Here is a 26,561-nt window from a genome sequence, read left to right as displayed (position 1 = left end):
CATTGACCGATCACGAGGATGTCTATGCAAGACTTCGAAAAGCTCGGCGCCTTTTATCTCGGCCGTCCGTATGATCCGGCCAAAAAGAAGCCCAAGTTGGGTTGGCTGCTCTACGACTCGAAGGATCTGGTCACGCATGCAATCTGCGTCGGGATGACCGGGAGCGGCAAGACCGGCCTCTGCATCGGGTTGCTCGAAGAGGCCGCCCTCGACGGTATTCCCGCCCTCGTCATCGATCCGAAAGGCGACTTGGCCAATCTCCTCCTGACCTTCCCCGAGCTGCGCGCTGAAGACTTCGCGCCCTGGATCAATGAAGACGAGGCGCGCAACAAGGGCCTGTCCCCGGCGGACTACGCCCGGCAGCAGGCGGAGCTGTGGAGGAAAGGCCTGGCCGAGTGGGGACAGGACGGAACCCGCATCCAGCGCCTGCGGGATGCCGCCGAGTTCGTCGTCTACACGCCGGGGAGCCATGCCGGCCTGCCCGTGTCGATTGTGAAATCGTTCGCCGCCCCGTCGGGCGACAACCTCGACGACGCGGAACGCTTGCGCGAACGGATCAGCACCACCGCCACCGGCTTGCTGGGCCTCTTGGGCATCGAGACCGATCCGATCAAGAGCCGCGAGCACATCCTCATCTCGACCATCCTGGAGACGGCGTGGAAGCGGGGGCAGGACCTGGACCTCGCGACGCTGATCCGGCAGATTCAAGCCCCGCCGGTCTCTCACGTGGGCGTGGTCGATCTGGAATCGTTCTATCCTGCGAAGGACCGGTTCGCGCTCGCCATGCAACTCAACAATCTGCTGGCTGCGCCGGGCTTTTCGGTTTGGCTGGAAGGCGACGCGTTGGACATCGGCCGGCTGCTCTACACCGCGGAAGGCAAGCCTCGGATCGCCATCTTTTCGATCGCCCACCTGAGCGACGCCGAGCGTATGTTTTTCGTCACGCTGCTGCTGAGCCAGACGCTGGGGTGGGTCCGCACCCAGGCGGGCACGACGAGCCTCCGCGCCATCCTGTATATGGATGAGATCTTCGGCTATTTCCCGCCGGTCGCCAATCCGCCCTCCAAGCAACCCCTGCTCACGCTTCTCAAGCAGGCCCGTGCGTTCGGATTGGGCGTGGTGCTCGCCACCCAGAACCCGGTCGATCTCGATTACAAGGGCCTGGCGAATACCGGCACCTGGTTCATCGGCCGCTTGCAGACCGAGCGGGACAAGGCGCGCGTGTTGGAAGGGCTCGAAGGCGCGGCGGCCGGCGGCGGCAAGCGCTTCGACCGGCAAAAGATGGAACAACTGTTGGCCGGGCTGGGCAGCCGGATCTTCCTGATGAACAACGTCCATGAAGATGCGCCGGTCGTGTTCGAAACCCGCTGGACGCTCTCCTACCTGCGCGGCCCGCTCACCCGCGATCAGATCAAGAAGCTGATGGACCCCGTGAGGCGTGATGCGTTAAGCGTGAAGCGTGAAACGTTAGGCGAGAGAAGTCAGAAGCCTCAGTCTACGCCTGACGCATCACGCGTCACGCGTCACGTTTCACGTCCGTTGCTGCCGCCCGACGTGCCGCAGTATTTCATCCCCGTCCGCGGCGTCCGTCCCAAAGACGGTGAACTGGTCTATCAACCGAAGCTGCTCGGGGCGGCGCAGATTCAGGTGGCCGATGCGAAGGCTGGTGTGGACCTCTTCCAAGATCGCGTGTTTCTCGCGCGGGTGACCGACGCGCCCGTGGCGGTGGACTGGGATGACGCCGCCGAAACCGACGTGGCCGTGGCCGATCTTGAACGGGTTCCGCAGGACCCGGCGCGGTACGGGTCGCTTCCCTCCTCGGCCGGCAACAAGAAGAGGTACGACGTGTGGAGCAAGGACTTTGCAAACTGGCTCTACCGCACTCAGAAGGTCGAGTTGTTCAGAAGCCCGTCGTTGAAGGAGGTGTCCAAGCCCGGCGAGAGCGAACGGGATTTTCGCATCCGGCTGCACCAGCTCGCGCACGAGTGGCGGGATCAGGTGACGGAGCAACTCCGCCGCAAGTACGGACCCAAGATGGCCGCGTTGCAGGAACGTCTTCGTCGCGCCGAGCAGGCCAAGGAACGGGAAGCCGAGCAGGCCAAGGCGCAACATCTGCAGACCGCGATCTCATTGGGTGCGACGTTGCTGGGCGCGTTTCTCGGCAGAAAGACGATCAGCGCGACCACGCTGGGGAAGGCCACGACCGCGGCTCGGGGCGTCGGCCGGTCCATCAAGGAAGCCCAAGACGTCGCCCGCGCGGAGGAAAACATCGAGGCGATCCGCAAGCAACTCGCCGATTTGGAGACGCAGTTTCAGGCGGAAACGGACACCCTGATGTCCAAGATCGATCCGCTGACCGAACCCCTCGAGACCATCGCGCTCCGGCCCACCAAGACCAACATCACCGTCCGCCTGATCGCGCTCACCTGGGCGCCGCATTGGCAGGACGCCCACGGCGCGCTGACGCCCGCGTATTAACTCGGTTCTGAAAACGGCGAGTAGACGGTAGCGAGCAGCGAATAGCTTTGAGCTATTCCCTTCCCGCTGCCGGCTCATGCCCGATTGGGATCAGTGCCGCAATCCGTTCGGACTTTCTCCGGATCGATCGCCTGTTTCTCCAACTTGGCCCGGCGCAGGTGCTGCAAAGTGCAGCGGATGGCTCCCGCGTACTTGGCCGCGATGGTCTCTCCGACCCAGACTCCCTGGACGACCTGCGCCTTGGTCAATTCCGACAACGTGGCGATGTTCGCAACGGTTTCCGCGGTGTGCTTGTTGATCACCGATCCATCCTCCGGCGGAAGCCCTTTGGCTGCGTCCTCTTCCCCTCGCCGCTCCATGTGGCGTCGCTCTGCCCGGCTGGTGCCGTTGAGCACGAACACGAACAGATGGTCGTCATGCTTTCCGACGATGCCGTAGATGTGCGAATGGTGCTGGAAATAGGGTTGAACCAGGCTGCGCTCCTCCTCGGGGTGATAGCTGGTATCGGTGTAGATCCGATAGAGATGTAAATGGAGCGCCTGGTACGAGGCAGAACTCGCGTCTTTGAGGAGTTGAAAGCGGAACCGTTTTTCGCCGGGATCCGGGTCCTTGTCCCCCTTGCTGGCGTCCGAAATGATGAGGATGTCCGGCTTCGCGGGCTTTCTGTCCGACAAGAGGAACTGCCGCAGGCCCTCCAACCCCAAGTTCTCCACGACGCCTCCGTCGATATAGTGCCGGTCGCCGACTTTTTTCGGTTCGAAGGCTCCGGGAAATGCGCCGCTGGCGGCCACGGCTTCGGCAAGACGAACGTCCGCTGTCCCCGACGCGGGATCGCTGGAGAAGACTTTCCGTTCACCCGAGACATAATCGGTGACGTTGACCAGCAAGGTCGGGGTCCTGATCTGGGTGAGGCGCGTGTCGTCGAAGTAGAGATGGGCGAAGTGTCGCGCATAGGTGTCGCTGTCGCTTCTCCCCGGCACCACGAGCGCGCCGAACAGGTTCCACAGATGGAACAGGTCGTTCGGGAGACCGGGCTTCTTCCGGCTGAGCAGCTCCGCGAAGTCCTGCGGGGTGTGCCCCATCGCGTAGTACGAGCCGATGATCGAGCCGCCGGACACCGTTGAGAGGTAATGAATCGGAATGCGGTGCGCTTCCAACGCCTTGAGCACTCCCGTGTGAATCGACGCCGCCCGGTATCCGCCCCCGGACAGCGCGACCGCGATCGTCACGTCGGGCGCTTCCGCTTGACGAAGTTGTTCCCGTTCCTCGTAGACGGTCGGGTTCGGCGCCCGGTTCTGACGCGGGCTGATCCAAAAACTCAACGGATCGTAGGCCAGCGACGCGATCGTCCACGCGACCAGGATGGAACTTCCGATCGTGAAGCACCGCATCATGAGTTTTTCCGTGCGCGCCCCCTCCGTGATGAGAGGCCAAACGATCAGCCAACCCAGCGCGCCCCAGCCGATCGCGATCGCTGCTCGTTCGGCCACCTGGTGGAATCGAAGAAGAGTGTAGAGCCCCACGAGCGCATACAAAACGGCGACCAGTCTTCGACCGTTCCCCGCCAGCGCGCGTACCAGGCGCACCTGATCCTTGCCCGCCGCCCGGCGGAACCTCCAAAACCAGTACCCCGTCATCAACGCATACACCGCCAGAAACAGATAGAGATAGGGAGTGATCAGGTCGAACTTCCAGGCGAGTCCCAGCACCGAGGTGATGGCGAGCAGATCGGAGAGGAGATTCTTGACGGTGAACGGAGGACGCCTGAGCCGCTGCCAGGGACCCGGCTGCGGCGCCGGCGGCGGGACTGCTTTGGTGCCGGCTGTGTGGACGACGTGCTCGGTCATAGACGCTCCTTCTTTGCAGAGAATAACAGGCGGCGGGCAGCCGATAACTTCACTCGCACCCCTTCCCGCTCGGGAAATAAGGTGACGGTGAAGGGGCGCTTTCGAGCTCTAGGGCTGCCCCGATGCGCCTGTCACCAGGAAATAGCAAAACAGTTCGTGCTCGGCGAGTTTCTTGGCGGTCACGCCGGCGGCCGTCTCCAGCGCCGCCGCCAAGGTCTCGTTATTCGTGCCGAACACACCGGCGCCGCGCACGGCCTTGCCGACGACCGACGTCACGGCGGCCTCCGCGCGCAGCGCGTCGCGCGACACCCGTGCGAACCGGTCCAGGGCGATGGGCGGGTGGTCGGCGTCGAACTTCGGATAGGCGCGCGGCGGGTCGCCCCATGTGACCGTGACCGCGGTGGCGTTCTGTTCGGCCGGCACGCGAAAGGCGGCGTCGAAGAGGGCTTCCAAAAAGACGCGGACCAGGTCGGAAACCACCCGGCGTGATTCCACCTCGCCGGCGCGGAACCGGACCGGGCGGTCCGCCTTCGGCGAGAATTCCGCTTCGGATGAAAGCCCCGGGAAGACGAACGCGTTGCCGTTGCGATCCACGAACCCCGACGACGTCACCTTACTCACGCCTCGGATCGAGTCGCCGGCCGGGCTTGGTGCGGCTTGAAAGCGGATGTCTCCGAAGTAGGCCTTGTTGTAAGCCAGCAGCAGGCGGGCAAAGAGGGCTGTGTCCTCGGCCAACCGGTCCTCGTCGATCCGCAGCCGAGCATGCAGTCGCCTGGCCAGTTCAACCAGCCGCGCCAACCGATTCAAGTCGATCTTGCGCTCGGCCGGATCGGCCATCTCCCGGACCAGAACCAGGAGCGTCCCGACATCTTCATCGCTCTTGAGCATGGGACTGTCCTCCACTGCGGCCGTCAGCGCAATGGAGTCGGCAAAGGTCCCTGCGGCTTCGCCGGCAGGTTGCGGCGCGCCGGTTCCGGCTGCCGGACCAGCCGGCTGCCCGCGATAGGCCTGCGCGGTGCAGCGCGCGAACGGCTCGGCGAGGTCCCTGCGAGCCCGGATCTTGTCGATCAGCGCGGACGTCTCGCGCAGGTGCACCACCGACGCCGCGCATCCAGACAAGAGGACCGTGGCCAGGATCGCCGTCAGATGCCGCGCAGGTGAGCGTCTCATGAACCACCTCCCTGTGACGATCCATGTTTAAGCTGATCGCACGCGCCATACAGAACTGTCTCCATGAGCGATCGCTCACCCATGCATCATGAAAATCGCGGCTGGGCGAGAGGCGAGGGGCTCGGGGCGAGGGGGAAAGGTGCCGGGTGTCACTCCGGCCTCTAGCCTCGCGCCTATTTTCTACACAGCTTGCCGATCGCAAGGAAAGCAACCGTCGTACCGGAGCGGGAACGACGGCGCGCGATTCCCAAACCGCGGCTGGAAGCCGAAACGCGCTCACTGTTCAGCCTGATGGATCGTTGCGCCGTTCGGCGCGGTTATCGAAAGAGATACAGCGTCGGTATCGGTTCCGACACTTCCCGCCGGATCGGGAGGTCCTGAACAGACGGATGGATCACTCCAAATACGACGGTTCAGTGTTTGCGATCCTTCTGCATCAGCTTGTCGGTCCAGGCCAGCAGGATGGCGGAGCCCAGGAATGTCATGTGGATGAAGATCTGCCACTTGATCTGTTCGGGCGGCACGTTGCTCACGTTCACGAAGGCTTTCAGGAGATGAATGCTGGAGATGCCGATCAGCGAGGCCGCGAGCTTGACCTTGATGGTGCCCGGGTCCACGTGGCTGAGCCAGTCCGGCCGGTCTCGATGCCCCTCCAGGTCGAGCTTGCTGACGAACGTCGCGTAGCCGCCGATCACGACCATCGTCAGTAGGTTGGCGACCATCGTGATATCGACGAGGGACAAGACGCCGAGCATGAAAATCGTTTCCGTCAGTTCGCGGATGTTGTGGATCATCTCCCACAGCTCGACCAGGAACTTGTACGCGTAGAGCAGTTCGGCGACGATCAGGCCGGCATAGAGCGGCGCTTGAATCCACCGGCTGGCGAACACGATAACCTCGAATCCGCGCTCGACGCGGCCGGCGACGTCCGTGGTCGCCGCAGTTGAGGTCGTGGCCGTGCCCGGTGAGTGAGTGGAATGCGTCACGTTGGACATGCTGTCTCCTCGCTGATCGGTAGATCGCGTTCGCTGCACGGGGTGACGGGCGGAAGGAGCAACGGGTCTCTACACGTTCGGACGTCTACCGTATCCGGCTGCATTCAGGGGCCGTATCCTAGTGAGACCACGGCCATCTGTCAATTCGCTCCGGCAAACGAGACAGCGCCGCCGCCGCCGAAAAGGCTTCAAGGGAGCCGGGCGGAGGGAATGAAATAAACGAACCCCGGGCGCGGCTGGTCCGGCGACGATTACAGCGAAGGCAGCAACGACTGCCGCGCGTGGAGCCCCCGAAATGCCGGCTCCGCGCCGATGTCAGTGTGTTCGCACGGTATATTGAGCGACCGCCCTCATCCCTCTGGCATAGAGAGCGGCAGCCTGTGCGCGACGCGAGATGTTGAGCTTGTCGTAGATATTGGCGAGATAGTTCTTGACGGTTTTTTCGCTCAGGTCGAGTTCAGCCGCGACTTCCTTGTTGGTCTTACCCTCCGCGACCAGCGTCAGGACACGCTGTTCCTGCGCGGTCAGGCTCTCCGGTCCTGTCCTGGGTTTCGTGGCGAGGACAGGTCTCATCTCGAACGCCCGCCCCGCGATCGTCCTGTCGAACACCGTCCGGCCTGCCGCAATCGCTCGCACCGCGCTGATCAGGGCCGCGCTGCTCGCGAACTTGGAAAGATAGCCGTGGGCGCCGGCCAACGCGGCGTCGAGGACAAGGTCTTCCTCGGCAAAGGCGGTGAGCATCAGGACACGGGTTTCGCGGCAGACTCTCCGGATATCCCGGCAGGCTTCGATGCCGCTGCTCTGTTTCAAACGCACGTCCATCAACACGAGATCAGGTGTCAGGCGAACGACTTCCTGGACCGCTTCCGTTCTGGCGCCCGCTTCACCGACGACGGTGATGTCGGGAGCGGATTCCAGGATGGTCCGTAATCCGGCCCGCACGACTTCGTGATCGTCCACGATATACACGTGAATGGACTTGCCGCTGTGCCTGTCCATGGGTTCCTCCGGCTAGGGGTAAAACCGGGCAGTTTCTTCCCTCCAGCATGCCAAAGAAAACCGGCCGGCACACCTGGCGACTCCGCCAGGTGACAAAAAATGGAATTTCGACCATGACGGGTTCCCTGACAGCGCATTCTTGCGCACAAGAAGGGAGGCGGCCATGGAGGGCTGGAGGAAGATCGCGTTCTATGAGGGGCGGTTTTTGGTCAAAACGCTCACGGAGCAACAAGATCTTGTGGAAGCTTATCGGTTGCGCCACAAAGTCTTTGTCGACCGGCTGCAATGGGTGCCGGCCTCGCCCATCGAATTGGAGGTGGATTCTTATGACGCCTGGGCAACATCGGTCGGTCTGTTCATGGACAATGGGACCCTGGCGGGCTTGTTTCGTATCCTGGCGCCGCCCGGGCCGTTCATGTTGGAGTCGGAGTTCCGACCCTGTTTGCTTCCCGGATATCGTCTTCGGAAAGAGCCGGATACGGTGGAAATCACACGGCTGACTGTGGATCCGGGCATTCACGATAAGGGACTCTCGTCCCGTATGATGCTGGCATTGTTCAAAGGCGTGTATCAGTGGTCGATCTTCAACGATGTCCGGTACCTCTATATGGTCGTCGAGAAGCGGTTTCTACGTGTGCTCCGCGCGATCGGCTTTCCCTGCGAGCCGATCAGCCCGGTCGTGACGCTGCCGCCGGCCGGTGCGATTTCCGTGGCGGCGATGTTGGACTGGGATCAGTTCCGAGAGGAGAGCGCGCGGAAGCACCCGGAGTTCTTGCAGTGGATTACGACGCTGGACAACGCGGAGGTTCGTGGCGAGGCGGTCGCGCTACAGACAGTCGAGGTCAAGGCAGAGCATACGGCCCCGATCAGCGGAGAATTAGTAAAGGCCTGAGACATGAATCGAACTGCAGAGCGAAGGAACGGCGGTCAAGTGGCCGTCAAGACGCCGCTTTCGACGGCCATCGCGACCGCCTGGGTTCTTGAAGTCACGTCAAGCTTGATGAAAATGCTCTCGATATGGAAGCGGACGGTGCGTTCGGTGACACCTAGGATGCGGGCGATCTCCCAGTTGGTCTTTCCGTCCTTCATCCAGTTGAGGACGGCAAGTTCGCGGGAGGAGAGGCCGTTCACGCGGTTGTAGGCGGGGTTCGGCGCGTTCTTGACCAAGGCCTGGTGCAGATGGTGGATGACGTATTCCAGAATGCCCGCGTAGCGCTGGTTATCGCTGGATTCGCCGCCGGCGAAGGAGAAAAAGCTCGCCAAACCGCGCCGGGCTTCCAGCGAGCCGGTCGTGACGCCGTTGACCAACCCGAACGATTTCGCATCTTCGATGAATTCTTTCTGCTTGGTGGAGGTCACGTTCTGATACGTATGCTCCCAAACCTGTGTCTCCAGGCTGGTCATGAGAGAATTCAGAACAGGATCGACTTGCGCATATCCATTTTGGGCGTATCGGTGGAGCCAATCGTTGGGGTAACTGATGTTGAGCACGTTCGCAAATTCTTTAACCCGCCCAGTCTGGTCTACACGCACCAGCCCGCCGATGATGTGAGGGCAGGGCACAATTTTTTGGAGAAGGCGCAGCACACCGACTACGTCTTCGTTGGTTTCGGCCTCAACGGAATAGTGGAAGATTTCGAGAAAGTCCTGAAGTTCGCGCTTGGAGAAGTCGGTGAAGAGTCTGGCGGGGAAAGGCGTTCTGAACTGCCCCATCGGTCACCCTCCCGTAAACCGGATACCCGAGCCGGGGTGGTTGTTCACCGTCACGCTGGGGAGCGGAGATTTGCGTAAGACTCTTCCAGAGACAGCCGGATTATAGTCGCCCGCCGTTCTCGGCGCAAGAGTTGCCTCACTCGACGCGGAAGCTTTCCGTCTGAGGAGAGATCTACGTAAGTTATCGGCTTACAACGAACGGTTAAGTTTTAGACAGCGCCTTCCGGATCTCGACAGCCGTCTTGCTGTCGATGCCCGCCTGTTTCAGTTCTTCGTCGGTCGCCTGAGCGATGGTTTCCAGGCTCCCGAAGGTCTTGAGCAGAGTGTTCCGCCGGATCTCGCCGATCCCGATGATCTGGTCGAGCCGTGACGCGACCAGGGCGTTTCCTCGGAGCTTTCGATGGTAGGTGACGGCGAACCGATGCGCTTCGTCGCGGATGCGTTGGAGCAGGTGCGTGGCGGGCGAAGACGGATTCAGCATGACGGGGTTTTTGCGGCCGGGGAGAAAGACGCGCTCTTCTTTCTCGCCGCGAGCCTTGGCCAGTCCGATGATCGGCAACTCCGCGCGTCCGACTTGCTTCAAGCCCTCCATCGCGGCGGCAAGTTGGCCGAGCCCGCCGTCGATCAGGACGAGGTCCGGCAGCGGCAGATCTTCAGTGGTTCGGCCTTGCTCACCACAGGCCTGGCCGTAACGCCGCATCACCGCTTCTCTCATGCTGGCGAAGTCGTTCGCTCCCGCGACGGTCCGGATGCGGAACTTCCGATAGTCCGATTTCTTGGCCTGGCCGTCCTCCCACACGACAAGCGAGGCGACCGACTGGTCGCCCATCGTGTTCGAGATGTCGAATCCTTCGATGCGGCGCGGGGCCTTGTCGAGGCGGAGTAAGCGCTTCAGTTCCTCCGTCGCCAGGCGATCGGTCTCTTCGTCGCGGAGATGGTCGGCGAGCGCCACGGCCGCGTTTTCCTCCGCGAGTTGGACTAACTGATGTTTCTTCCCTCGCTCCGGCGCGATCACCCGCACCGTCTCGCCTTTCTTCTCGGACAGCCACCGCTCGATCAACGCCGCGTCCCCCAACGCGGTCGGGACCAGCAACTCCTTCGGCGGGAGCCCGTCCTTGTTGTAAAACTGCTCGACGGCCGACCGGACGAGCTCCTCGTCGCTCGCCTCCGCCGACTCGGTCCAGAAAAAATCCTTGCGCCCGATCAGCAGGCCGCCGCGCACGAACAGCATCTGGAGATCGACCGCCGTTCCCTGCCGCGCCAGCCCGATGACGTCCTGGTCCGTCGAAGCGGTCTGGGTGATCCGCTGTTTCTCCAAGGTCCGCTCGATCTTGAAGATCCGGTCGCGTAGCCGGGCCGCCTCTTCGAAGTCTTCCCGCTCGGCCGCCGCGTGCATGTGCGCGCGCAAGTCTTCCAGCAGTTCGGTGTCGCGCCCTTCCAGGAATTGGCGGACCTGCTTGACGATCCGGTGATACTCGTCGCGGGTCTGGTTGCCGATGCAGGGTGCCATGCATCGCTTGATCTCGAACTCAATGCAGGCGCGCTCGGCCTTTCCGTCGATGTCGATCTCGCAGGTGGCGAGGGGGAACACCTTGCGGATGACCTTCAGGGTTTCGCGCAGGGCGCCGGCCGGGGTGTAAGGGCCGTAGTAGAGCGCGCCGTCTTTCTGCACGCGGCGGACGATCGACAGACGCGGGAAGTCCTCCTTAATCGGCAGGCGGAGGTAGGGATACTGCTTGTCGTCGCGGAGGACGACGTTGAATCGGGGGCGGTGGCGTTTGATCAGGTTGCTTTCGAGGATGAGGGCTTCGAGTTCCGATCGGGTGACGATCGTTTCAATGTCCGCGACCTGACCGACCAGCACGGTGGTTTTCGGCGTGTGATCGCTCCCACGCTGGAAGTACGACCGCACGCGGTCGGCCAGCACGCCGGCCTTGCCGATATACAGGATCTCCCCCCTGGCGCTCTTGAACAGGTACACGCCCGGCTGGGTCGGAAGGCGGTCGAGCTTGGATTGGAGTTCAGGGGTCATTGGTCAACGGTTAAGATGGTCGATGGTCAACAGTCAATGGCAATCGGCTTGCTTCGTTGCCCCCAATGAGTAATGACCATTGACTATTGACCGCTTGTTGGCCTGCCGATGCTGCGAATGTATCCGTTCAGAAGGCGCAAAAACGTTAACAGTTCACGGTGTAAGTCTTAGGCTTCCTCCTTTCTTTTTCAGATAACGCTCATCTTGGCACGCAATGAGATGGTCAATCAACTCATAGGCCGAGCCCCTGGAGATGCGACAACACTTAACATTCTCCTTGAAATGATAACGCCCATATCCTTCCGCAATGTTCGAAGTCAGTGAGACTGCAGCCCTTCTGATCTGCGCTGACAGGTTATAGCGTTCACAATCAGGGAGTCGGTTGGCTACTCCATAAAGCTGGCTGCGAATCCTTCTTCCTACTTGCCAGACTTCCAAGTCCTGGAATGTCTTGACCCTATTGCCTCTGGGTTTGGCCGTTCCCATTGACCCTTGACCAATGACCGTTGACTCGTCAGTGTAATGTGCGCACAAACGCCGGGCTCAAAGTGCCGCGCGCCACTTCCGCGACGGGCCCCTGCATGGTGAGGCTGAAGTCCCGGTCCACGTCGATGCGCAAGGCGCCGCCCGGCATCCTGACGGAGACCGGGCTCCGCACCAGGCCCAACCGCACGGCCGCGCTGGCGGCGGCGCAGGAAGAGGACCCGGAGGCTTGGGTCTCTCCCGCGCCCCGTTCCCAGATCAGCATGAAGATGTCCCGCGGACCGGTCGGCACGGCGAGCTGGACGTTGGTTCGTTTGGGGAAGAGCGGATGATTTTCGAGTTCCGGACCGAGGAGGAGAAGTTCGTCTCGCGTCCACTCCGCTCCTTTCGGCTTGAAGACGACGCAATGGGGATTGCCGACGCTGACGCCGGTAAAGCGGAGTTCTTGTCCGGCGACCGTGATCGGCTGGTTAATCAGCTCGTCCACGGACAGTTTGCATGGGAGCGCGTCGGGCTCGAAAGAGGCCCGCCCCATCTCGACCGTCACGGCGCTGGCCTCTCCGTACCGATCCAGATGCAGCTCGACCGCAACCCGTCCGCCCTTCGTGTCCACGCTGAACGTTTTCCGGCGGACGCGGCCGGTCGCATGCAGATAGCGGGCGAAGATGCGCAGGCCGTTGCCGGATTTTTCCGCTTCGCTGCCGTCGGGATTGAAGATGCGCAGGCCGAAGTCGGCGTTCTTGGAGGGGACGGGCGCGAGAATGCCGTCGCTGCCCAGGCCCCGGTGGCGGTCGCAGATCGCCCGGACGTTGGCGGGCGTGAGTTTGAACGACAACTCCTTCGGGTCCATCACGAGATAATCGTTACCGAGGCCGTGGCCACGGTAGAAGGCGTTCTTCATCGTCCGTCCTTTCCTCAACACGGTTTGATTACGATGGAGCCAATGAAGCTGCGCGACGCGCATGAAAAGCGAGAAGGGCGTAACAAGTGTTCTGAAGGAAATCGGAACAAGAAACCGATATGGTCGCTTGCCGGTCGTCTCACGTGTCGCGCCATTCTCGCGCGTCTCGCCGCCCCTGCAGTCTATACAATCGCCGTGCCCGGCGGCCGTTCGATCAATTCGATCTCGTAGCCGTCGGGAGCGTCGATAAAGATGAAGCGGCTGCCGGAGGAGGTCCTGGTCGGACCGTCGGTGATCTTGACCCGCTTGGCTTCAAGAGCCCGGATCGTCTCATCCAGGTTGTCGATTTCGAACGCCAGGTGGACCAAATCCTCCTGGACCTTGACCGGTCCGCTCGGCGGAAAGCTGCACAGCTCGATCAGTTCTTCGCTGTTGGGCGCCTTGAGAAAAGCCAGGTGCGAGCCGCGCGGCGACGTCTTCCGCTCCAGGACTTCAAGACCCAGCACGTCCGTGTAGAACTTAATCGTCTCATCCATGTCGCTGACGCGCATGCGGGTGTGCAGAAGTTTTTTGACGCGCATGGCAGGCCTCTCAATCACTGGTCAACGGTCAAGGGTCACTGGTCAACGGTCAAGGGTCATTGGTCAATGGGTCACAGAGGGACTACCAAGGGCTCCGTTCTGCATGAGCGCTTGTGATTTGCAGTCGCCTTGTCGTCGGCCGCCAATGGCGATTTTCACATCTAACCCTGATCCGAAATTCCTTCCGACCTTGAGCCCTCTATTCTCCTCGCCCCCATTGGGGGAGAGGCTGCGGTGAGGGGGTGCTTTTCGGATACCACCCTCACCTGTCTCCTCTCCCTCCCGCGCGAGGGAGAGGATCCTTTCGGGAACCGGGGAAAGGCATTTTGCCGAGAGAAATATTTTCGGATCAGAACTAACTCTTAACCGTTGACTGATGACCGTTGACCGTTGGTATCGGTCAACTGTTCTCTCTCGCCGGCCCCGCGGTCTTGCGCAGCAGAATCTCCGCCGAACCGGGAATCAGGAAATTCGGCATGGGCCCGATCTCCTGATAGCCGTGTTTCCGATAAAACCGCCGCGCGCCCTCATTGAAGTCGGATACGCAGACGAAGACGTTTTTCGTGCGGGCGAAGACGATTCGTTCCAGGTGAGCCAGCAGCGCGGCTCCCAAGCCCCGACCTTGCGCCCACGGGGCGACGGCGAGCAACTCCAGATAGTCCCCCATGAGAAATTTCTGGCGGACCAACGCCACCCCCGCCACGGCTCCGTCCAGTTCGATGACATACCCGTCGCGGCCCTGCGGCAGCGGTGTGAAAATGCGGTTCCAGTCGGCTGCCGTGTAGTTCAGCCGCTTCCAGGGGTCGGAATCGCTGAGGAATCGAACGACCGGTTCCCGGTCCTCCGGTTGAAATGCCCGGATCATCGGTGCGGCTGCGGAGCGTGGTTCACGCATGCGAGAAGCTCCGAGACGGTGGCCGGGATCAGCCCGCGTTCGGGCAACAGGACCTGCACCACCTCTTCGATCACGGCGCGTGTGTGCTTCCCTTTGCCGTTGGCATGGAAGACGATCACGCTGCCGTGCTTCACCCTGGCCTTGAGCCGCGCCAGGATCTGTTCGCGAGTCAGTTGCGGGTCCGGATCGCCGGACTCGACGTTCCACAGAACAAACCGAAGCCCCAGGGACCTCACGACTTCCACCGTGAGATCGTTGAACTCTCCGTAAGGCGGCCTGAATAGCGACGCCTCGCGGCGGTATTTGGTCTTGAGCAGCGTGACCGGCCCGAGAATTTCCCGCCGCTGCTCCTCTTCCGTGTGCATCGGCAAGTGCGCGTGCACGTCCCCATGTGTCCCGATTTCGAAGAACGGCACTGTCAACAGCGCTTGCACTTCCGTATCGTGCTTGGCCATCCAATTGCCGGACAGAAAGAAGGTGGCGGGGATCTGCTTGGACACCAGGAACCCGATCAGGTCCGCGTCGTAGCCGGGCCCGCTTCGCACCGGACAGAGGTCGAAGGTCAAGGCGACGGCGTGACAGGTTGGCGGTCCGGATTTGATGACCTGCGCCTGTCCGGGAGCGACCGCCCAGACGAGTGCCACCAGCGCCGTCAGGCCGGCCGCGGCGCGGCCCGCACCATGTCCTCTGAGGCCCGGCATGGGTGTGAGTATACCTGAAGGAAGGACGCGGGGTAAGGCTGCCGCGAGGTCTTCGTTGGAGTACGCGGTCGCCGGCCTGATCGCATCATACAAGACGAGAGTTGCCGGCGTTTCGCGGGGAGTGTGGAGCGGTTCCCGTTGACGGCCGATCCGGTCGGCTGCTAGGGTGCGCAGGGAGGGAATTCTCCAGATGCACGGCCCGGATTGGCAGATCGGTCGGATACTCGGCATCCCCATTAAAGTCCACGCGTCCTGGTTTCTCGTCTTTCTGTTTGTCACCTGGACGCTGGCGACCGGCTATCTGCCGGCGGCCTTGCCCGGCCACTCCGCCGGGCGCTATTGGGCGATGGGCGGCGTGTCCGCCGTGCTGCTCTTCGCCTCGGTCTTGCTCCACGAACTCGGCCATTCCTATGTGGCTCTGCGCTATCGCATTCCCATCGGGCAGATCACGCTGTTCATCTTCGGCGGGGTCGCGCAGATGCGTCGGGAACCGCCTGGTCCGCGGGCCGAGTTTCTCATTGCGATCGCCGGCCCGCTCGTGAGTTTCATCCTGGGCGGGCTGTGCTTCGGACTGGTGTCCGTGGCCGAAGCGACGCCCGGCGCCGGTCAATTTCAGGGTCTTCTGGTTCTCGCCGTGATGGTGGGACAGACCAACATCCTGCTCGGGGTGTTCAACTTGCTCCCCGGATTCCCTCTGGATGGGGGGCGGGTGTTGCGGGCCGGCCTGTGGGCGTGGACCAAGGACTTCTATCGGGCCACGAGCCAGGCTTCGCTGGCCGGACTGTGGTTCGGGGGGGTGTTGTCGCTGCTCGGCGGCCTGTTGGTCTTTGGCGCCTTGGCCGGCGCGTTACCGGGCGCGCTCGTGACGAACGGCGGGTGGATCGTCCTGATCGGTGCGTTTCTGTTCGCGGCCGCGCGCGGCAGTCGCCGCCAAGCGGCGCTGAAGGCCGCGCTCTCGTCCGTTGCCGTGCGGGATCTCATGGTCCGCACCGTGGCGACGATCAGTCCGGACCTGACGATAGAAGATGCCGTCAACCGCCGGTTCTTGCACTATGGCTACGGCGGGTTCCCGGTGATGCAGGACGGGCATCTCGTCGGTATGGTCACGGTTCGCGAGATCCGCGCCGTCCCGACATCGCTGTGGGCGTGGCGGCAGGTGCATCACGTGATGCGGCCCTGGACGCCGGAGATGGCGGTGACATCGGATTGCTCCGCGATTCAGGCGCTGGAACGGATGGTTCAGGAGGGCGAGGATCGATTGGTGGTGGTCGATGACGGGCGACTGGTCGGCCTGGTCACACGCTCCGCGATCGGGCGGTATCTGCAATTACGAGGATTCGGGACTTAGGCAAGAGGCAAGAGCACTCCTGCCCATAGCCTCTAGCCTCGAGCCCCTGGCCCTGCACGTTTTCAGTCGTCCGTCCGCGCGACCGAGAGGTTTTGCGCGATCGCCACGCGCACGAGATGGACGGCGAGCATGAGGCCGTAGACGACGCAGAAGAAGTTGAAGGCGACCCGGTAGAAATCCACCAGCAGGACGGGGAGGAAGAGCGCGAACAACAGGCTGGCGATCAACGTCGCGAAGGTCAGACGCCGGCAGAATTCGTACGACGGTTCGCGGTCGATCGGTTTCAACGCCTTGGCATACCGCTGGGCGCGCTGCAGTCGCGCTTCGCGCAGGCCCGCTTCCCCCGGTCCCCAGTAGCGCAAAGCCACGTAGCCCCCGATGATCATCACCCAGGGGGAGAACCAGAGCGGCCAAAACCGGTGTCCGCCGTACGGCTCGGATGTGAGCAGCACGGCGAACGACGGCGCGTACAGCAATCCGAGCACGAGCGGAAGGACCCGCTCATCGCCCGGCCTCCCGCCGTTCGGCCCGCCGTGGATCAATTCCCGCTCGAAGAGCGGATACCCGTACTTCAGAACGACCAGGGCGATCGCCGCGCTCATGGTCTTGTCGGGGATATAGCGGATACAGGTCTGCAGCCAATTGACCACCGTCCAGCCCAGACTCTGCCCGTAGCCCAGCCCGAACCACACGTCCAAATGCGCCTCGATCGCCTGCTGCCATTCCACCACGATCCGGCTGAGCGTCTCCGCCACCCGGGGATTGAGGGCGAAGACCGCGTTCTCTCCCAGCGCGGTCTGCACCAACGCGCCGGGCACGCTCATGACGACGGCGCCGAGCGCGCCGAAGCTGAACAGAAACAAGACGTGGGAGAAGGCCGAGCTGCGGCCGGTGCGCAGATACTTGCTGAAGCTGGCGCGCCGGGCCATGAAGCCCCAGTAGAATCCGCCCGCCATGTTCACCAGCGACCAGGGGAAGATGATGACGTCGGCTCCGGTCTCCGGAAACAGCAACCAGTTCACCACCGAATTCGACAGCAGCGCGACGATCGCCCCCCACCAGGGCCCCAGGAGAAACGCGGCCAGCGCGGTGCCGGTCATGTCGAGGAAGAGAATGCTGTGCAGATGCCGGCTGAGGGTGAGGCCGAGATAGTTCAGCAGGATCCCGGCGGCCACGATCACGCTGGTCTCGTAGAGGAAGAGATAGGACGCCTTTTCCAGGATCTTTGAGCTGACCGTTTCCGTGCGGGAGACCGGCTCCCCCTGGGCGCGGCCTTCTACGGGCGTCTGTTTGCTCGCTTTGGTCGTGCGCAGCCGATCCTGGATCGTCAGCAACTTGTCCATGAACGACAGGACGGCCGCGACGAATCCGATGATCGCCCCGGCGAAGAGCAAGAACTCCCGATTCACGATTTCCAGCATATGACCCTCAAGAACGACGCCGATTTTATCTAGGAAGCCGATTTCCTGCCAGGAAAAGACCAGAAGGCGGCGGGCCGGGAAAACCCGTAGGCAGCCGGGTGGGAGGACTCGACCTGTCGGCGGGCACGATCAGGGAAAGGAGGGCGGAGCCGTGTGAATCTGGAGGTGGCGGACGATGACGGCGCCGAACAGCAACAGGCTTGCGGAATAGTACACCCAGAGCAGGAGGATGATGACGTCCAGCAGCGAGCCGTACAGGCGGCCGTAAATCGTGGCCTGTTCACCGTAGGCGACGAACAGCAGTTTTGCCAGGACCCAAAGCAGGCTGAACAGCAACCCGCCGGCCGCCGCGTCGCGCAGGCGTGGGCGTTGTTGCGGCAAGTAACGGTAGAGACAGGTCACCGCGGCCAAGCTCAGGATGAACGGCAGGGTGTAGGCGAGGACGAAATCATGGGCGGCGACCGCGACCAGGTCGATGCTCCACAAGCGGGGCGCGTGGGCGACGAGGGCGTCGATGGTCTGGGTCGCGACATAGGTCACGATCAGGAGCAGCTCGATGACGCCGAACAGGGCGACGGCGACGGCGGTGGAAATGAGCGGGTGGCGGTGCCGAGACGAGCCGAAGACGACGTTGATCGTGTAGTCGATCTCAAAGAACACCAGGGTGCCGAACCAGGCGAAGGCCAGCAGGACGATCCAACGGACGGGCTCCAGCTCGGCGACACGACGGATTTCGTTCGCCAAGCCCGGACCGAGACCGGGGAGAAAGCCTTTCAAAAAGCTCAACAGAAACTGGTGGCCGATGACGTCCTGGCTGACGAGGAACCCCACGGCGTAGAGCAGCAGGAAGACCATCGGAAAGAGAGACAACAAGGAGAAGAAAGCCAGGGATGCGGCCAGACTGGTGCAGCCGAGCCGGCGAAACTCCGTCATCACGACGGACATGAAGCGCAGCGGGTTCGCCATGCCGTGGCCAACACCTCCCGGTTCGCCGTCCGAGCGTACCACGACTGGGCCGCGGACGCACGAGTTGGTGGAAAACGCCGATGGCGCGGTTACTTCAGCACGAGCACGGCTTGGGCGGTCAGCGAGACGAGAGGATTGGGAAACAGGCCCAAGAGCACGACGCCGGCGATCGCGCAGGCCAGGACAATGGACAGCGCCGGCGAGGCGGCCAGGTAGGGGACCGGAGCGGAGCCGGGCTCGGGCTCCCGCATGTACATGACCATGACCACGCGCAGATAATAGTAAGCCGACACGGCGGCGAAGAGCAACGCGACGACGGCCAGCCAAGCCAGCCCGCCGTTGACGGCTGCCATGAACAGGTAAAATTTTCCGATAAAGCCGGCCGTCGGGGGGATGCCGGCGAGCGAGACCATGAAGACCAGCATGAGCAGCGCCGCCACCGGCTGCCGCTTGGCCAAGCCCGTGAAATCCTCGATCTCCTCGCCTTCGAGCCCGCCCTTGCGCAACATCGCGACGACGGCGAAGGCGCCCAGGGTCATGAAGGCGTACACGGCAAGATACAGCATGACGCTGGCCAGGCCGGTGGCGCCGGTTCCGTCGGCCGCCCGCCCGGCCGCGACCAGGCCGATCAGGGCATAGCCGGCGTGCGCGATGCTCGAGTAGGCCAGCATGCGTTTGATGTTGGTCTGGACGATCGCCACCACGTTGCCGAGCACCAACGTGGCGAGGCAAACGGCCAGGAACAGGGGCTGCCAGTTCGCTTTGAGCCCGCCCAGCCCTTCCACGAACACCCGGAGAAAGGCGCCGAAGCTGGCCGCCTTGGAGGCCACGGCCATGAAGGCGGTGACCGAGGTCGGCGCGCCTTCGTAGACGTCGGGCGTCCACATGTGGAACGGCACCACGGCGAGCTTGAAGCCGAACCCGACCGCCAACAGGATCATCGCCAAGAGCACGACCGGGTCGTCGAGTCCCCGCGCAGCTACGGCGATTGCAATGGCGGAGAGCCTCGTGGCGCCCGCCGCGCCGAAGAGCAACGAGATGCCGTACAGCAGGAGGCCGGAGGAAAAGGCGCCCAGCACGAAATATTTGGCCGAGGCTTCGAGCGAGCGAGGCTCGGACCGCTTGAGTCCGGCCATGACGTACAGCGACAGGGACATCAGTTCGGTGCCGAGATAGATCGTCAGCAGATCGGCGGCCGACACCATGACCATCATGCCGGACAGCGCCAACAGGATGAATCCGTAGTACTCGCCGAGGTGCAGGTGCTCTTCTTTGAGGTAGGCGAACGACAGCAGGATGGTCAGGCCCGTCACCAAATAGAGGAGGAGTTTCCAGAAGCAGGCGTAGGGGTCGATGATCACCAGGTCGCTGAACGCGGATGTCCGGCCGCCCATTTGGGACGCGGTGAATCCCAGGCAGATCACCAGCGATCCGAGGCTCAACCACGCCAGCGCGTCTTTCTTCGACGCAGGCGTGATCGGGTCGAGCCCGAGCACGAGACAGGCCGCCGTGACGACGATCAACTCGGGGAGGACGGCGGCGAGGTCGGACAGCGGCAGCGTCATGGGCGATCCTCCCAGGCACGAGGGTCGAGGCGAGAGGCCAGAGGGGAAGACGCATCACGCTGCTCCGAGCCGTCGGTCCGATTGCCCCTCGCCTCTGGCCCCTGGCTCCGAGCCTCGGCTCGTTCGACCAGCTCGTTGACGCTGGCGTGCATTCGCGTGAGCACGGGATTCGGGAAGAAGCCGATCCAAAACACCAGCGCGACCAGCGGCGCGAGGGTGGCCATCTCGCGCAGGTTCAGATCGACCAGGTGGCGGACGTAGCGTTCAGCCGGCACGCCGAACGCCACGCGCTGGACCATCCACAGCAAGTAGACCGCGGCCAGGATAACGCCGAGCGCAGACAGGCTCGCCGCGATCTTGTTCCAGAGGAAGGCTCCGACGAGCACGAGAAACTCGCCGACAAAGCTGTTCGTGCCGGGCAGCCCCAGCGACGAGAGCGCGAAGATCACCAGCAGGGTGGCGTACCGCGGCATGGGACCGGCCAATCCCACGTTGTCTGCGATCATCCGGCTGTGCGTCCGCTCGTAGACGGCGCCGACGCACAGAAACAACGCGCCGGTCGTGATGCCGTGGTTGACCATCTGCAGCACCGCGCCCTCGATCCCCTGGTGGTTCAGGACGAAGATGCCGAGCGTGACGAAGCCCATGTGGCTGACGCTGGAATAGGCGATGAGTTTTTTGAGGTCGGCCTGGGCCAGCGCCATGTAGGCGCCGTAGATGATCGCCACGATCGAAAGCATGATCATGAGCGGCGTGAACGTCACCGTCGCGTCCGGCAGCATGGGGAGCGTGAAGCGCAGGAAGCCGTACGCGCCCATCTTCAGCAGGATGCTGGCGAGAATCACGCTGCCGGCGGTGGGCGCCTCGACGTGGGCGTCGGGCAGCCAGGTATGGAACGGGAACATCGGCACCTTGACCGCGAAGGCGGCGAAGAAGGCGAGGAACAGCCAGCTCTGGAGCGAGGCGTCGTAGGTCTGCCGGCCGAGCGCGAGGATGTCGAACGTGTGGCCGCCCTGGAAGTACAGGACGATGATCGCGACCAGCAACAGGACGCTGCCGGCCAGGGTATAGAGAAAGAACTTGATGGCCGCGTATAGCCGGTTCGGGCCGCCCCACACGCCGATCAGGAGATACATCGGGATCAGCATCGCTTCCCAGAAGACATAGAACAACACGAAGTCGAGCGCGACGAACACGCCGAGCATCGCCGCTTCCATGATCAACGTGACGGCCATGAAACTGCGGATGCGGGTCTCGATCGCCCGCCAGGAGGCGAGCACGCAGAGCGGCATCAAGAGGGCGGTCATGAGCACCAGCGGCAGGCTGATGCCGTCCACGCCCAGCTGATAGCTGATCGGCGGAGACGCGATCCAGGGCACGTGCTCGGTGAACTGCATTCCCGAAACGGCGGGATCGAACTGAAACCAGACGGGCAGCGCCACCAGAACGTCGGCGACCGTCACCGCCAACGCCGTCCAACGGACCATGGTATCTCTGACAAGGCAGACGAGCGCCGCGCCGACGAGGGGCAGAAACACCACGGCGGTCAGCCAGGGGAACGCGCTTTGTAGGCTCGGTTCGCTCATCTCGCTTCGCTCTGGGCTAGGGGCGGGAGGCGAACGACGTGTCTTTCAATACGATTCATCTTCCGCTCTTCCTTGCGCCGCGAGCCACGGGCCCCTCGCCTAAAAAAGGAGGTACACCGTCAACAGCGCCACCGCGCCGGCCGCCATGCCCAGCGCGTAGTGTTGGGCCTGCCCGCTCTGGATCAGGCGCAGAAGCCATCCGCCCAGGGCGATCGCCCGCGCGACCCCGTTCACCGCGCCGTCGATGATCGTGACGTCCAGCCGTTTCCACAGGCCGTCGGCGAGCGAGAATGTGGGCCGCACGATGCTGGCGTCATAGAGTTCGTCCACGTACCATTTGTTGGCGGAGAGTCGATACGCCTGCCGCCAGCGCGCGGCCAGGCGGTCCGGCAACCCGGGCTCTTTCACATAGACATAGTACGCCGCTGCGATGCCGGCCAGACCCATCAGCGTCGCTGCGGCCATGACGCCGATCGCGGCGGCTCCGCCGTGATGGCCGGCCTCTGCGCCGCCGGGAAAGACCGGCGCTAAAAATTCGGGGACGCCCAAGTAGCCGGTGACCACGCTGAGCACGGCCAGAATGAGCAAGGGAACCGTCATCGTTCCGGACGGTTCCTGGATACGGCCGGCCAGGTGGGGATCGACACGGGACGATCCCCAGAAGGTGACGAAGACGAGGCGGAAACTGTAGAAGGCGGTCAGGAGCGCCGTGAGCAGCCCGAAGACCGAGAGCGTTCGCCCCAACGCCCCCGACGACCACGACTCCAGCAACAGGGCGTCCTTGCTGAAGAAGCCGGCGGTGAGAGGAAAGCCGGCCAACGCCAGCGAGCCGACGACAAAGGTCCAGTACGTGATCGGCAGTTTGTCTTTGAGTCCGCCCATGCGCCGCATATCCTGTTCATGATGCAGCGCGATGATCACCGAGCCGCAGCCCAAGAACAGGAGCGCCTTGAACGCGCCGTGCGTGAGCAGGTGATACATGCCCGCCGCATAGGCGCCCAGGCCGCAGGCCATCATCATGTAGCCGAGCTGGCTCACGGTCGAGTAGGCGACGATCCGCTTGATGTCGGTCTGCGTCAGCGCGATGGTCGCGCCCAGGACCATCGTCAGGGCCCCGACCACCGCCACCACGTCCATCGCGATCGGCGAGAGGTGATACAGCGGCGCCAGCCTGGCGACCATGAACACGCCGGCGGTCACCATCGTGGCCGCGTGGATCAGCGCCGAGATCGGCGTCGGACCTTCCATCGCGTCGGGGAGCCAGACGTGCAGCGGAACCTGCGCCGATTTCCCGACGGCGCCGGCGAACAGCAGGAGGCAGATCACGGTGAGCGTGGAGACTTCCCATGTCCCTCCGAACAGCCGGAGGAGATTCATCATGTCGTCGGCGAAGCCCGGAGCCTGAGCGAACACCTGCCGATAATCCAATGACCCGAAGTTGTACACGATCACCAGCAGCCCCAGCAGGAACCCGAAGTCGCCGACACGGTTCACGATGAAGGCCTTGGTCGCCGCGGCGCACGCGACCGGCCGCTCGTACCAGTGGCCGATGAGCAGGTAGGAACACAGGCCGACCGCCTCCCAGAAGATGAACAACTGGAGGAGGTTGTCGGACATGACCAGCATCAGCATGGAAAAGGTGAAGAGGGCGATGTAGGCGAAGAAGCGCGCGTACCCCTTCTCGCCGTGCATGTAGCCGATGGTGTACACGTGCACGAGCGAGCTGACGATCGTCACGAGCAGCAGCATGGCGGCGGTCAGCCGGTCGATGAACAGGCCCAGGCGGACCTCCAGTTCGCCTGAGGCGATCCATGTGTACAGCGGAACCGAGATCCGATCGCCTTCGGCCGCGTTAAAGAACGCGACGACGGAGAGCGCGAGCGAGCCGAGGACGGCCGGCACGGCCACAAGGTGCGCCCGTTCCCTGATCCAGTGGCCGGCGAGGCCGAGAATCAGAAACGCGGCGATGGGAAGGAGGGGGATCAGGGCGTAGAGCATATGTAATGGGTCAAATGGACAAGAGTCATTGATCAACAGTGAAGAAATGCTCTGAAAGCCGGTGTTCGGTTCCTTGCCGTTGACCTATGCCCGTTGACCAATGACATGTTCACCATTTTAGAAGCTGAAACTCGTCCACGTTAATGCTCGATTTGGATCGGTAGAGGGCGATGATGATCGCCAGACCGACGGCGACCTCGGCCGCCGCGACCGTCAGCGCGAAAAAGACGAACACCTGGCCGGCCACGCTCTGAAGATAATGCGAGAAGGCCACGAAGTTGATGTTCGTAGCGTTCAGCATCAGCTCCACCGACAGCAGAATGATGATGATGTTCCGCCGGATCAGCACGCCCACCACGCCGGTGATGAACACGAAGGCGCTCAGGATGATGTAATAGCTTAAGGGGATCATGACGTATGCCTCGTGACGCGTTGGGACAAACAATAAGGCGCTTCAGACCATCTCGCGCATGATGCCTTACGCTTCACGTTTCACGTCCCCCGATATCTTTTTTCGCGAGGACGATCGCGCCGATCATGGCGACCAGCAGGATGAGCGAGGCGATCTCGAACGGAAAAAGGTACGTCGAATACAGCACCTGGCCGATCGTTTCCGTGTTCCCCGACGCCCCGGCGGCGCCGTCGGCCGTCCCCGCGGGAGCGCCGGCGTCGCGGAAGCGGACCGCCGCGAGCAGCACCGTCGTCAGGAACGTCAACCCCAGCAACCCCGCGACCGGCAGTTGCGCGTGGTAACGGTCTTCGCGCTTGACGTTCAGCAGCATGACCACGAATAGGTAGAGCACCAGGATCGCGCCCGCGTACACGATGACTTGCACGGCGGCGAGAAACTCCGCGTGCAGGGTCACATACAGGCCCGCGACGTGGAAAAACATGATCAACAGAGCGAGGGCGCTGTAGACGGGATTGCGCAGCGCGACGACGAGGACCGAGGTCAGCGCGATGACGCCGGCGAAGTACAAAAAGAAGAACTGATTCAACGGACGCAGCCTCCTGTCGTTCCGAGTCCGGAAGTCAAAGCGCCGGCCCGCCGGTCGTGTTCAGGTTCCAGGCCCACAGCCGGTGCCGCCCCATTCGCCTCTGTATGGTGAACCGCAGCGAGGGCAAGGAGAGGGGCTCACGTTGGTTTCTGTGGCACGTGCTTGAACGCGACGTTGAAGAACGCCACATTCGGGTGCTGCAGCTCCAGCCGTTTCTCTCGCACAAGAAATGACCGGTCGCCGATGGCGAGGAGTTGTTCCTTATTCAGGAGGAGCTGCCGTTTGTCATAGACCGCCCACTCGAATTCGCGGGTCATGCCCAGGGCGTCCACCGGGCAGGCATCGACGCACAGGCCGCAAAAGAGGCAGCGTGTCATGTCCATGTAATATTCTTTCGCGTACCGCTTGGTGGGTTCGCCCGGCACTTCCGCGCTGACCACCCGGATCACCCGGGAGGGGCAGGCCGCTTCGCAGAGATCGCATCCGACGCATTTCTCCGTGCCGTCATCGTAGCGCAGCAACGCGAGCATGCCGCGGTAGCTGTCCGGCAGGGTGCGTTTCTCGTGAGGATACTGGAGCGTGATCGGCCGATAGCGCAGCAAATGCGTCAACGTGGCCTTCATGCCCACCAGGATCTCGTAAAAGGTGATCGTCTTGAGCCAGTTCTTGAATTTCATGCCTACAGCTATCAGCTATTAGCCATCAGCTCCTCGGGAACAGATATGCCGCGACCGACGTGATCAGGATGTTGCCCAGCGCGATCGGCAGCATGACCTTCCACCCGAACCGCATCAGTTGGTCATAGCGCAGGCGTGGCAGCGTGGCCCGCAGCCAGAAGAACAGGAACAGGAAAAAGTACACTTTGACGGTGAACCAGCCCACGTTCTCCATCCAGGAAATGTGTTCCAAGCCGATCCGGGCCAGGATCGTGCCCGGATAGGGGGCGTTCCACCCGCCCAGGAACAGCGCCGCGGCGACGCAGGACACCAGGATCATGTTGGCGTATTCGGCGAGAAAGTAGAACGCGAATCGCATCCCGCTGTATTCGGTGAAGAATCCCGCCACCAATTCGCTTTCGGCTTCCGGCAGATCGAACGGCACACGGTTGGTCTCGGCCACCGCCGAGATGACGTACACGACGAACGCGAAAATCTGCGGGAAGGGCGGCGCGAAAACGAACCAGTGCCAGAAGCCGCCGGCCTGGGCTTCCGCGATCTTGACGAGACTCAGCGAGCCGGCCAGGAGCAGCACGCCGACGATCGCCAAGCCCACGTTCAGTTCGTAGCTGATGACCTGCGCGGCCGACCGCAATCCGCCGAGCAGCGAGTACTTGCTGTTGGACGCCCAGCCGCCGAGGATGATCCCGTAGGCGCCGATCGACGCGAACGCCAGGATATAGAGGATCCCGATGTTGATGTCGCTGATGACGAACGGTTTGAACTGAACCCCGAACAGTTCCACCGTCTGGTTCGGGCCGAACGGCACGACGGCAAACCCGATCAAGGCCGGAACCAGCGCGAGGATCGGCGCCAGGCTGAAGAGAAATTTGTTCGCACCGGCCGGAATGATGTCTTCCTTAAAGAAGAGTTTGATCCCGTCCGCGATCGGCTGGAGGATGCCGTACGGGCCGACTTCCATCGGGCCCATCCGGTCCTGCATCCAACCGAGCACCTTTCGCTCGAGCAGGGTCAGCAGCATGACCGTGAGCAGAACCACGCCCATCACGGCGGCAATTTGCGTCAGCGAGATGACCAGCTTCAGACTTGTTTCAACCACGGTTCCTCCGGACTGAAGATCGTCGATGTCAACGGTCAATGGAAAACAGTCAATGGTGAGCCGTGCCTATTTCCCGGTGACCGTTGACCAATGACCATTGACGATTGG

General features: G+C 62.7%; 23 protein-coding genes. 3 read left to right on the top strand and 20 right to left on the bottom strand.

Annotated elements, in window-relative coordinates; translation table 11 throughout:
* Positions 1-24: 24 nt before the first annotated feature.
* Positions 25-2,478, top strand: a complete 2,454-nt coding sequence (locus AB1555_02560; GenBank protein ID MEW6245573.1) for an ATP-binding protein — start codon at positions 25-27, stop codon at positions 2,476-2,478.
* 74 nt (positions 2,479-2,552) lie between these two features.
* On the opposite strand, the gene AB1555_02555 is transcribed toward AB1555_02560, so the two are convergent.
* The 4 genes from AB1555_02555 to AB1555_02540 all read right to left on the bottom strand — a co-directional run bounded on the left by AB1555_02555 (position 2,553) and on the right by AB1555_02540 (position 7,489).
* Entirely contained in the window at positions 2,553-4,325 is a 1,773-nt protein-coding gene (locus tag AB1555_02555; protein MEW6245572.1) for a patatin-like phospholipase family protein, read from the bottom strand.
* Between the two features lie 108 nt (positions 4,326-4,433).
* The gene (locus AB1555_02550; GenBank protein ID MEW6245571.1) at positions 4,434-5,495 is read right to left on the bottom strand and encodes a hypothetical protein; all 1,062 of its coding nucleotides are present in this window, start codon (positions 5,493-5,495) and stop codon (positions 4,434-4,436) included.
* A 413-nt stretch (positions 5,496-5,908) separates the two neighbouring features.
* Positions 5,909-6,490, bottom strand: a complete 582-nt coding sequence (locus AB1555_02545) for a TIGR00645 family protein (GenBank protein ID MEW6245570.1) — start codon at positions 6,488-6,490, stop codon at positions 5,909-5,911.
* Between the two features lie 315 nt (positions 6,491-6,805).
* Positions 6,806-7,489 (bottom strand): response regulator transcription factor, encoded by a 684-nt coding sequence (locus tag AB1555_02540; protein ID MEW6245569.1) that lies wholly within the window; start codon positions 7,487-7,489, stop codon positions 6,806-6,808.
* Between the two features lie 163 nt (positions 7,490-7,652).
* Between AB1555_02540 and AB1555_02535 the strand changes: the two genes are divergently transcribed.
* Positions 7,653-8,381, top strand: a complete 729-nt coding sequence (locus AB1555_02535; GenBank protein MEW6245568.1) for an acyl-homoserine-lactone synthase — start codon at positions 7,653-7,655, stop codon at positions 8,379-8,381.
* 35 nt (positions 8,382-8,416) lie between these two features.
* Here AB1555_02535 and AB1555_02530 read toward each other — a convergent pair whose 3' ends face one another.
* The 7 genes from AB1555_02530 to AB1555_02500 all read right to left on the bottom strand — a co-directional run bounded on the left by AB1555_02530 (position 8,417) and on the right by AB1555_02500 (position 14,795).
* Positions 8,417-9,202: a LuxR family transcriptional regulator gene (locus tag AB1555_02530; GenBank protein ID MEW6245567.1), complete on the bottom strand. Its 786-nt coding sequence runs from the start codon at positions 9,200-9,202 to the stop codon at positions 8,417-8,419.
* Positions 9,203-9,404: 202 nt separating this feature from the next.
* On the bottom strand, positions 9,405-11,234 hold the full coding sequence (uvrC, locus tag AB1555_02525) for an excinuclease ABC subunit UvrC (protein ID MEW6245566.1): 1,830 nt from the start codon (positions 11,232-11,234) through the stop codon (positions 9,405-9,407).
* A 153-nt stretch (positions 11,235-11,387) separates the two neighbouring features.
* Positions 11,388-11,720 carry a four helix bundle protein gene (locus tag AB1555_02520; GenBank protein MEW6245565.1) on the bottom strand — a complete coding sequence of 111 codons (333 nt, stop codon included), beginning with the start codon at positions 11,718-11,720 and terminating at the stop codon, positions 11,388-11,390.
* A 28-nt stretch (positions 11,721-11,748) separates the two neighbouring features.
* Positions 11,749-12,618 (bottom strand): diaminopimelate epimerase, encoded by an 870-nt coding sequence (gene dapF / locus AB1555_02515; protein MEW6245564.1) that lies wholly within the window; start codon positions 12,616-12,618, stop codon positions 11,749-11,751.
* Positions 12,619-12,800: 182 nt separating this feature from the next.
* Positions 12,801-13,199 (bottom strand): VOC family protein, encoded by a 399-nt coding sequence (locus AB1555_02510; protein MEW6245563.1) that lies wholly within the window; start codon positions 13,197-13,199, stop codon positions 12,801-12,803.
* Positions 13,200-13,599: 400 nt separating this feature from the next.
* Positions 13,600-14,064, bottom strand: a complete 465-nt coding sequence (locus AB1555_02505; GenBank protein MEW6245562.1) for a GNAT family N-acetyltransferase — start codon at positions 14,062-14,064, stop codon at positions 13,600-13,602.
* The gene (locus AB1555_02500) at positions 14,061-14,795 is read right to left on the bottom strand and encodes a polysaccharide deacetylase family protein (protein ID MEW6245561.1); all 735 of its coding nucleotides are present in this window, start codon (positions 14,793-14,795) and stop codon (positions 14,061-14,063) included. The genes AB1555_02505 and AB1555_02500 overlap by 4 nt, the downstream gene beginning before the upstream one ends.
* Before the next feature lie 190 nt (positions 14,796-14,985).
* Here AB1555_02500 and AB1555_02495 point away from each other — a divergent pair, with 190 nt between their 5' ends.
* Positions 14,986-16,143, top strand: a complete 1,158-nt coding sequence (locus AB1555_02495) for a site-2 protease family protein (protein ID MEW6245560.1) — start codon at positions 14,986-14,988, stop codon at positions 16,141-16,143.
* 62 nt (positions 16,144-16,205) lie between these two features.
* Here AB1555_02495 and AB1555_02490 read toward each other — a convergent pair whose 3' ends face one another.
* The 9 genes from AB1555_02490 to nuoH form a co-directional block, all read right to left on the bottom strand.
* Positions 16,206-17,564 carry a hypothetical protein gene (locus tag AB1555_02490; protein MEW6245559.1) on the bottom strand — a complete coding sequence of 453 codons (1,359 nt, stop codon included), beginning with the start codon at positions 17,562-17,564 and terminating at the stop codon, positions 16,206-16,208.
* 129 nt (positions 17,565-17,693) lie between these two features.
* Positions 17,694-18,530, bottom strand: a complete 837-nt coding sequence (locus AB1555_02485; protein MEW6245558.1) for a YihY/virulence factor BrkB family protein — start codon at positions 18,528-18,530, stop codon at positions 17,694-17,696.
* Positions 18,531-18,619: 89 nt separating this feature from the next.
* Positions 18,620-20,095, bottom strand: coding sequence for an NADH-quinone oxidoreductase subunit N (locus AB1555_02480; GenBank protein MEW6245557.1), 1,476 nt, complete (start codon positions 20,093-20,095; stop codon positions 18,620-18,622).
* The gene (locus tag AB1555_02475) at positions 20,092-21,681 is read right to left on the bottom strand and encodes an NADH-quinone oxidoreductase subunit M (GenBank protein ID MEW6245556.1); all 1,590 of its coding nucleotides are present in this window, start codon (positions 21,679-21,681) and stop codon (positions 20,092-20,094) included. The genes AB1555_02480 and AB1555_02475 overlap by 4 nt, the downstream gene beginning before the upstream one ends.
* A gap of 99 nt (positions 21,682-21,780) precedes the next feature.
* Positions 21,781-23,679, bottom strand: a complete 1,899-nt coding sequence (gene nuoL / locus AB1555_02470) for an NADH-quinone oxidoreductase subunit L (protein MEW6245555.1) — start codon at positions 23,677-23,679, stop codon at positions 21,781-21,783.
* Positions 23,680-23,788: 109 nt separating this feature from the next.
* Positions 23,789-24,091, bottom strand: a complete 303-nt coding sequence (gene nuoK, locus AB1555_02465) for an NADH-quinone oxidoreductase subunit NuoK (protein MEW6245554.1) — start codon at positions 24,089-24,091, stop codon at positions 23,789-23,791.
* A gap of 73 nt (positions 24,092-24,164) precedes the next feature.
* Positions 24,165-24,677: an NADH-quinone oxidoreductase subunit J gene (locus AB1555_02460; GenBank protein ID MEW6245553.1), complete on the bottom strand. Its 513-nt coding sequence runs from the start codon at positions 24,675-24,677 to the stop codon at positions 24,165-24,167.
* Positions 24,678-24,814: 137 nt separating this feature from the next.
* Positions 24,815-25,354, bottom strand: coding sequence for an NADH-quinone oxidoreductase subunit NuoI (gene nuoI / locus AB1555_02455; GenBank protein MEW6245552.1), 540 nt, complete (start codon positions 25,352-25,354; stop codon positions 24,815-24,817).
* A 25-nt stretch (positions 25,355-25,379) separates the two neighbouring features.
* On the bottom strand, positions 25,380-26,453 hold the full coding sequence (nuoH, locus tag AB1555_02450; GenBank protein ID MEW6245551.1) for an NADH-quinone oxidoreductase subunit NuoH: 1,074 nt from the start codon (positions 26,451-26,453) through the stop codon (positions 25,380-25,382).
* Positions 26,454-26,561 lie beyond the last annotated feature (108 nt).

The sequence above is a fragment of the Nitrospirota bacterium genome (assembly GCA_040755395.1).
Classification (GTDB): Bacteria; Nitrospirota; Nitrospiria; order Nitrospirales; family Nitrospiraceae; genus DATLZU01.
The sequence above is the reverse complement of the archived record's forward strand: the minus strand, read 5'-3'. Positions and strand labels throughout refer to the sequence as shown.

Coding starts and splice junctions, on each gene's coding strand:
- AB1555_02560 (MEW6245573.1), top strand. CDS start 25: ATGCAAGACTTCGAAAAGCTCGGCGCCTTTTATCTCGGCCGTCCGTAT.
- AB1555_02555 (MEW6245572.1), bottom strand. CDS start 4,325: ATGACCGAGCACGTCGTCCACACAGCCGGCACCAAAGCAGTCCCGCCG.
- AB1555_02550 (MEW6245571.1), bottom strand. CDS start 5,495: ATGAGACGCTCACCTGCGCGGCATCTGACGGCGATCCTGGCCACGGTC.
- AB1555_02545 (MEW6245570.1), bottom strand. CDS start 6,490: ATGTCCAACGTGACGCATTCCACTCACTCACCGGGCACGGCCACGACC.
- AB1555_02540 (MEW6245569.1), bottom strand. CDS start 7,489: ATGGACAGGCACAGCGGCAAGTCCATTCACGTGTATATCGTGGACGAT.
- AB1555_02535 (MEW6245568.1), top strand. CDS start 7,653: ATGGAGGGCTGGAGGAAGATCGCGTTCTATGAGGGGCGGTTTTTGGTC.
- AB1555_02530 (MEW6245567.1), bottom strand. CDS start 9,202: ATGGGGCAGTTCAGAACGCCTTTCCCCGCCAGACTCTTCACCGACTTC.
- uvrC (MEW6245566.1), bottom strand. CDS start 11,234: ATGACCCCTGAACTCCAATCCAAGCTCGACCGCCTTCCGACCCAGCCG.
- AB1555_02520 (MEW6245565.1), bottom strand. CDS start 11,720: ATGGGAACGGCCAAACCCAGAGGCAATAGGGTCAAGACATTCCAGGAC.
- dapF (MEW6245564.1), bottom strand. CDS start 12,618: ATGAAGAACGCCTTCTACCGTGGCCACGGCCTCGGTAACGATTATCTC.
- AB1555_02510 (MEW6245563.1), bottom strand. CDS start 13,199: ATGCGCGTCAAAAAACTTCTGCACACCCGCATGCGCGTCAGCGACATG.
- AB1555_02505 (MEW6245562.1), bottom strand. CDS start 14,064: ATGATCCGGGCATTTCAACCGGAGGACCGGGAACCGGTCGTTCGATTC.
- AB1555_02500 (MEW6245561.1), bottom strand. CDS start 14,795: ATGCCGGGCCTCAGAGGACATGGTGCGGGCCGCGCCGCGGCCGGCCTG.
- AB1555_02495 (MEW6245560.1), top strand. CDS start 14,986: ATGCACGGCCCGGATTGGCAGATCGGTCGGATACTCGGCATCCCCATT.
- AB1555_02490 (MEW6245559.1), bottom strand. CDS start 17,564: ATGCTGGAAATCGTGAATCGGGAGTTCTTGCTCTTCGCCGGGGCGATC.
- AB1555_02485 (MEW6245558.1), bottom strand. CDS start 18,530: ATGGCGAACCCGCTGCGCTTCATGTCCGTCGTGATGACGGAGTTTCGC.
- AB1555_02480 (MEW6245557.1), bottom strand. CDS start 20,095: ATGACGCTGCCGCTGTCCGACCTCGCCGCCGTCCTCCCCGAGTTGATC.
- AB1555_02475 (MEW6245556.1), bottom strand. CDS start 21,681: ATGAGCGAACCGAGCCTACAAAGCGCGTTCCCCTGGCTGACCGCCGTG.
- nuoL (MEW6245555.1), bottom strand. CDS start 23,679: ATGCTCTACGCCCTGATCCCCCTCCTTCCCATCGCCGCGTTTCTGATT.
- nuoK (MEW6245554.1), bottom strand. CDS start 24,091: ATGATCCCCTTAAGCTATTACATCATCCTGAGCGCCTTCGTGTTCATC.
- nuoI (MEW6245552.1), bottom strand. CDS start 25,354: ATGAAATTCAAGAACTGGCTCAAGACGATCACCTTTTACGAGATCCTG.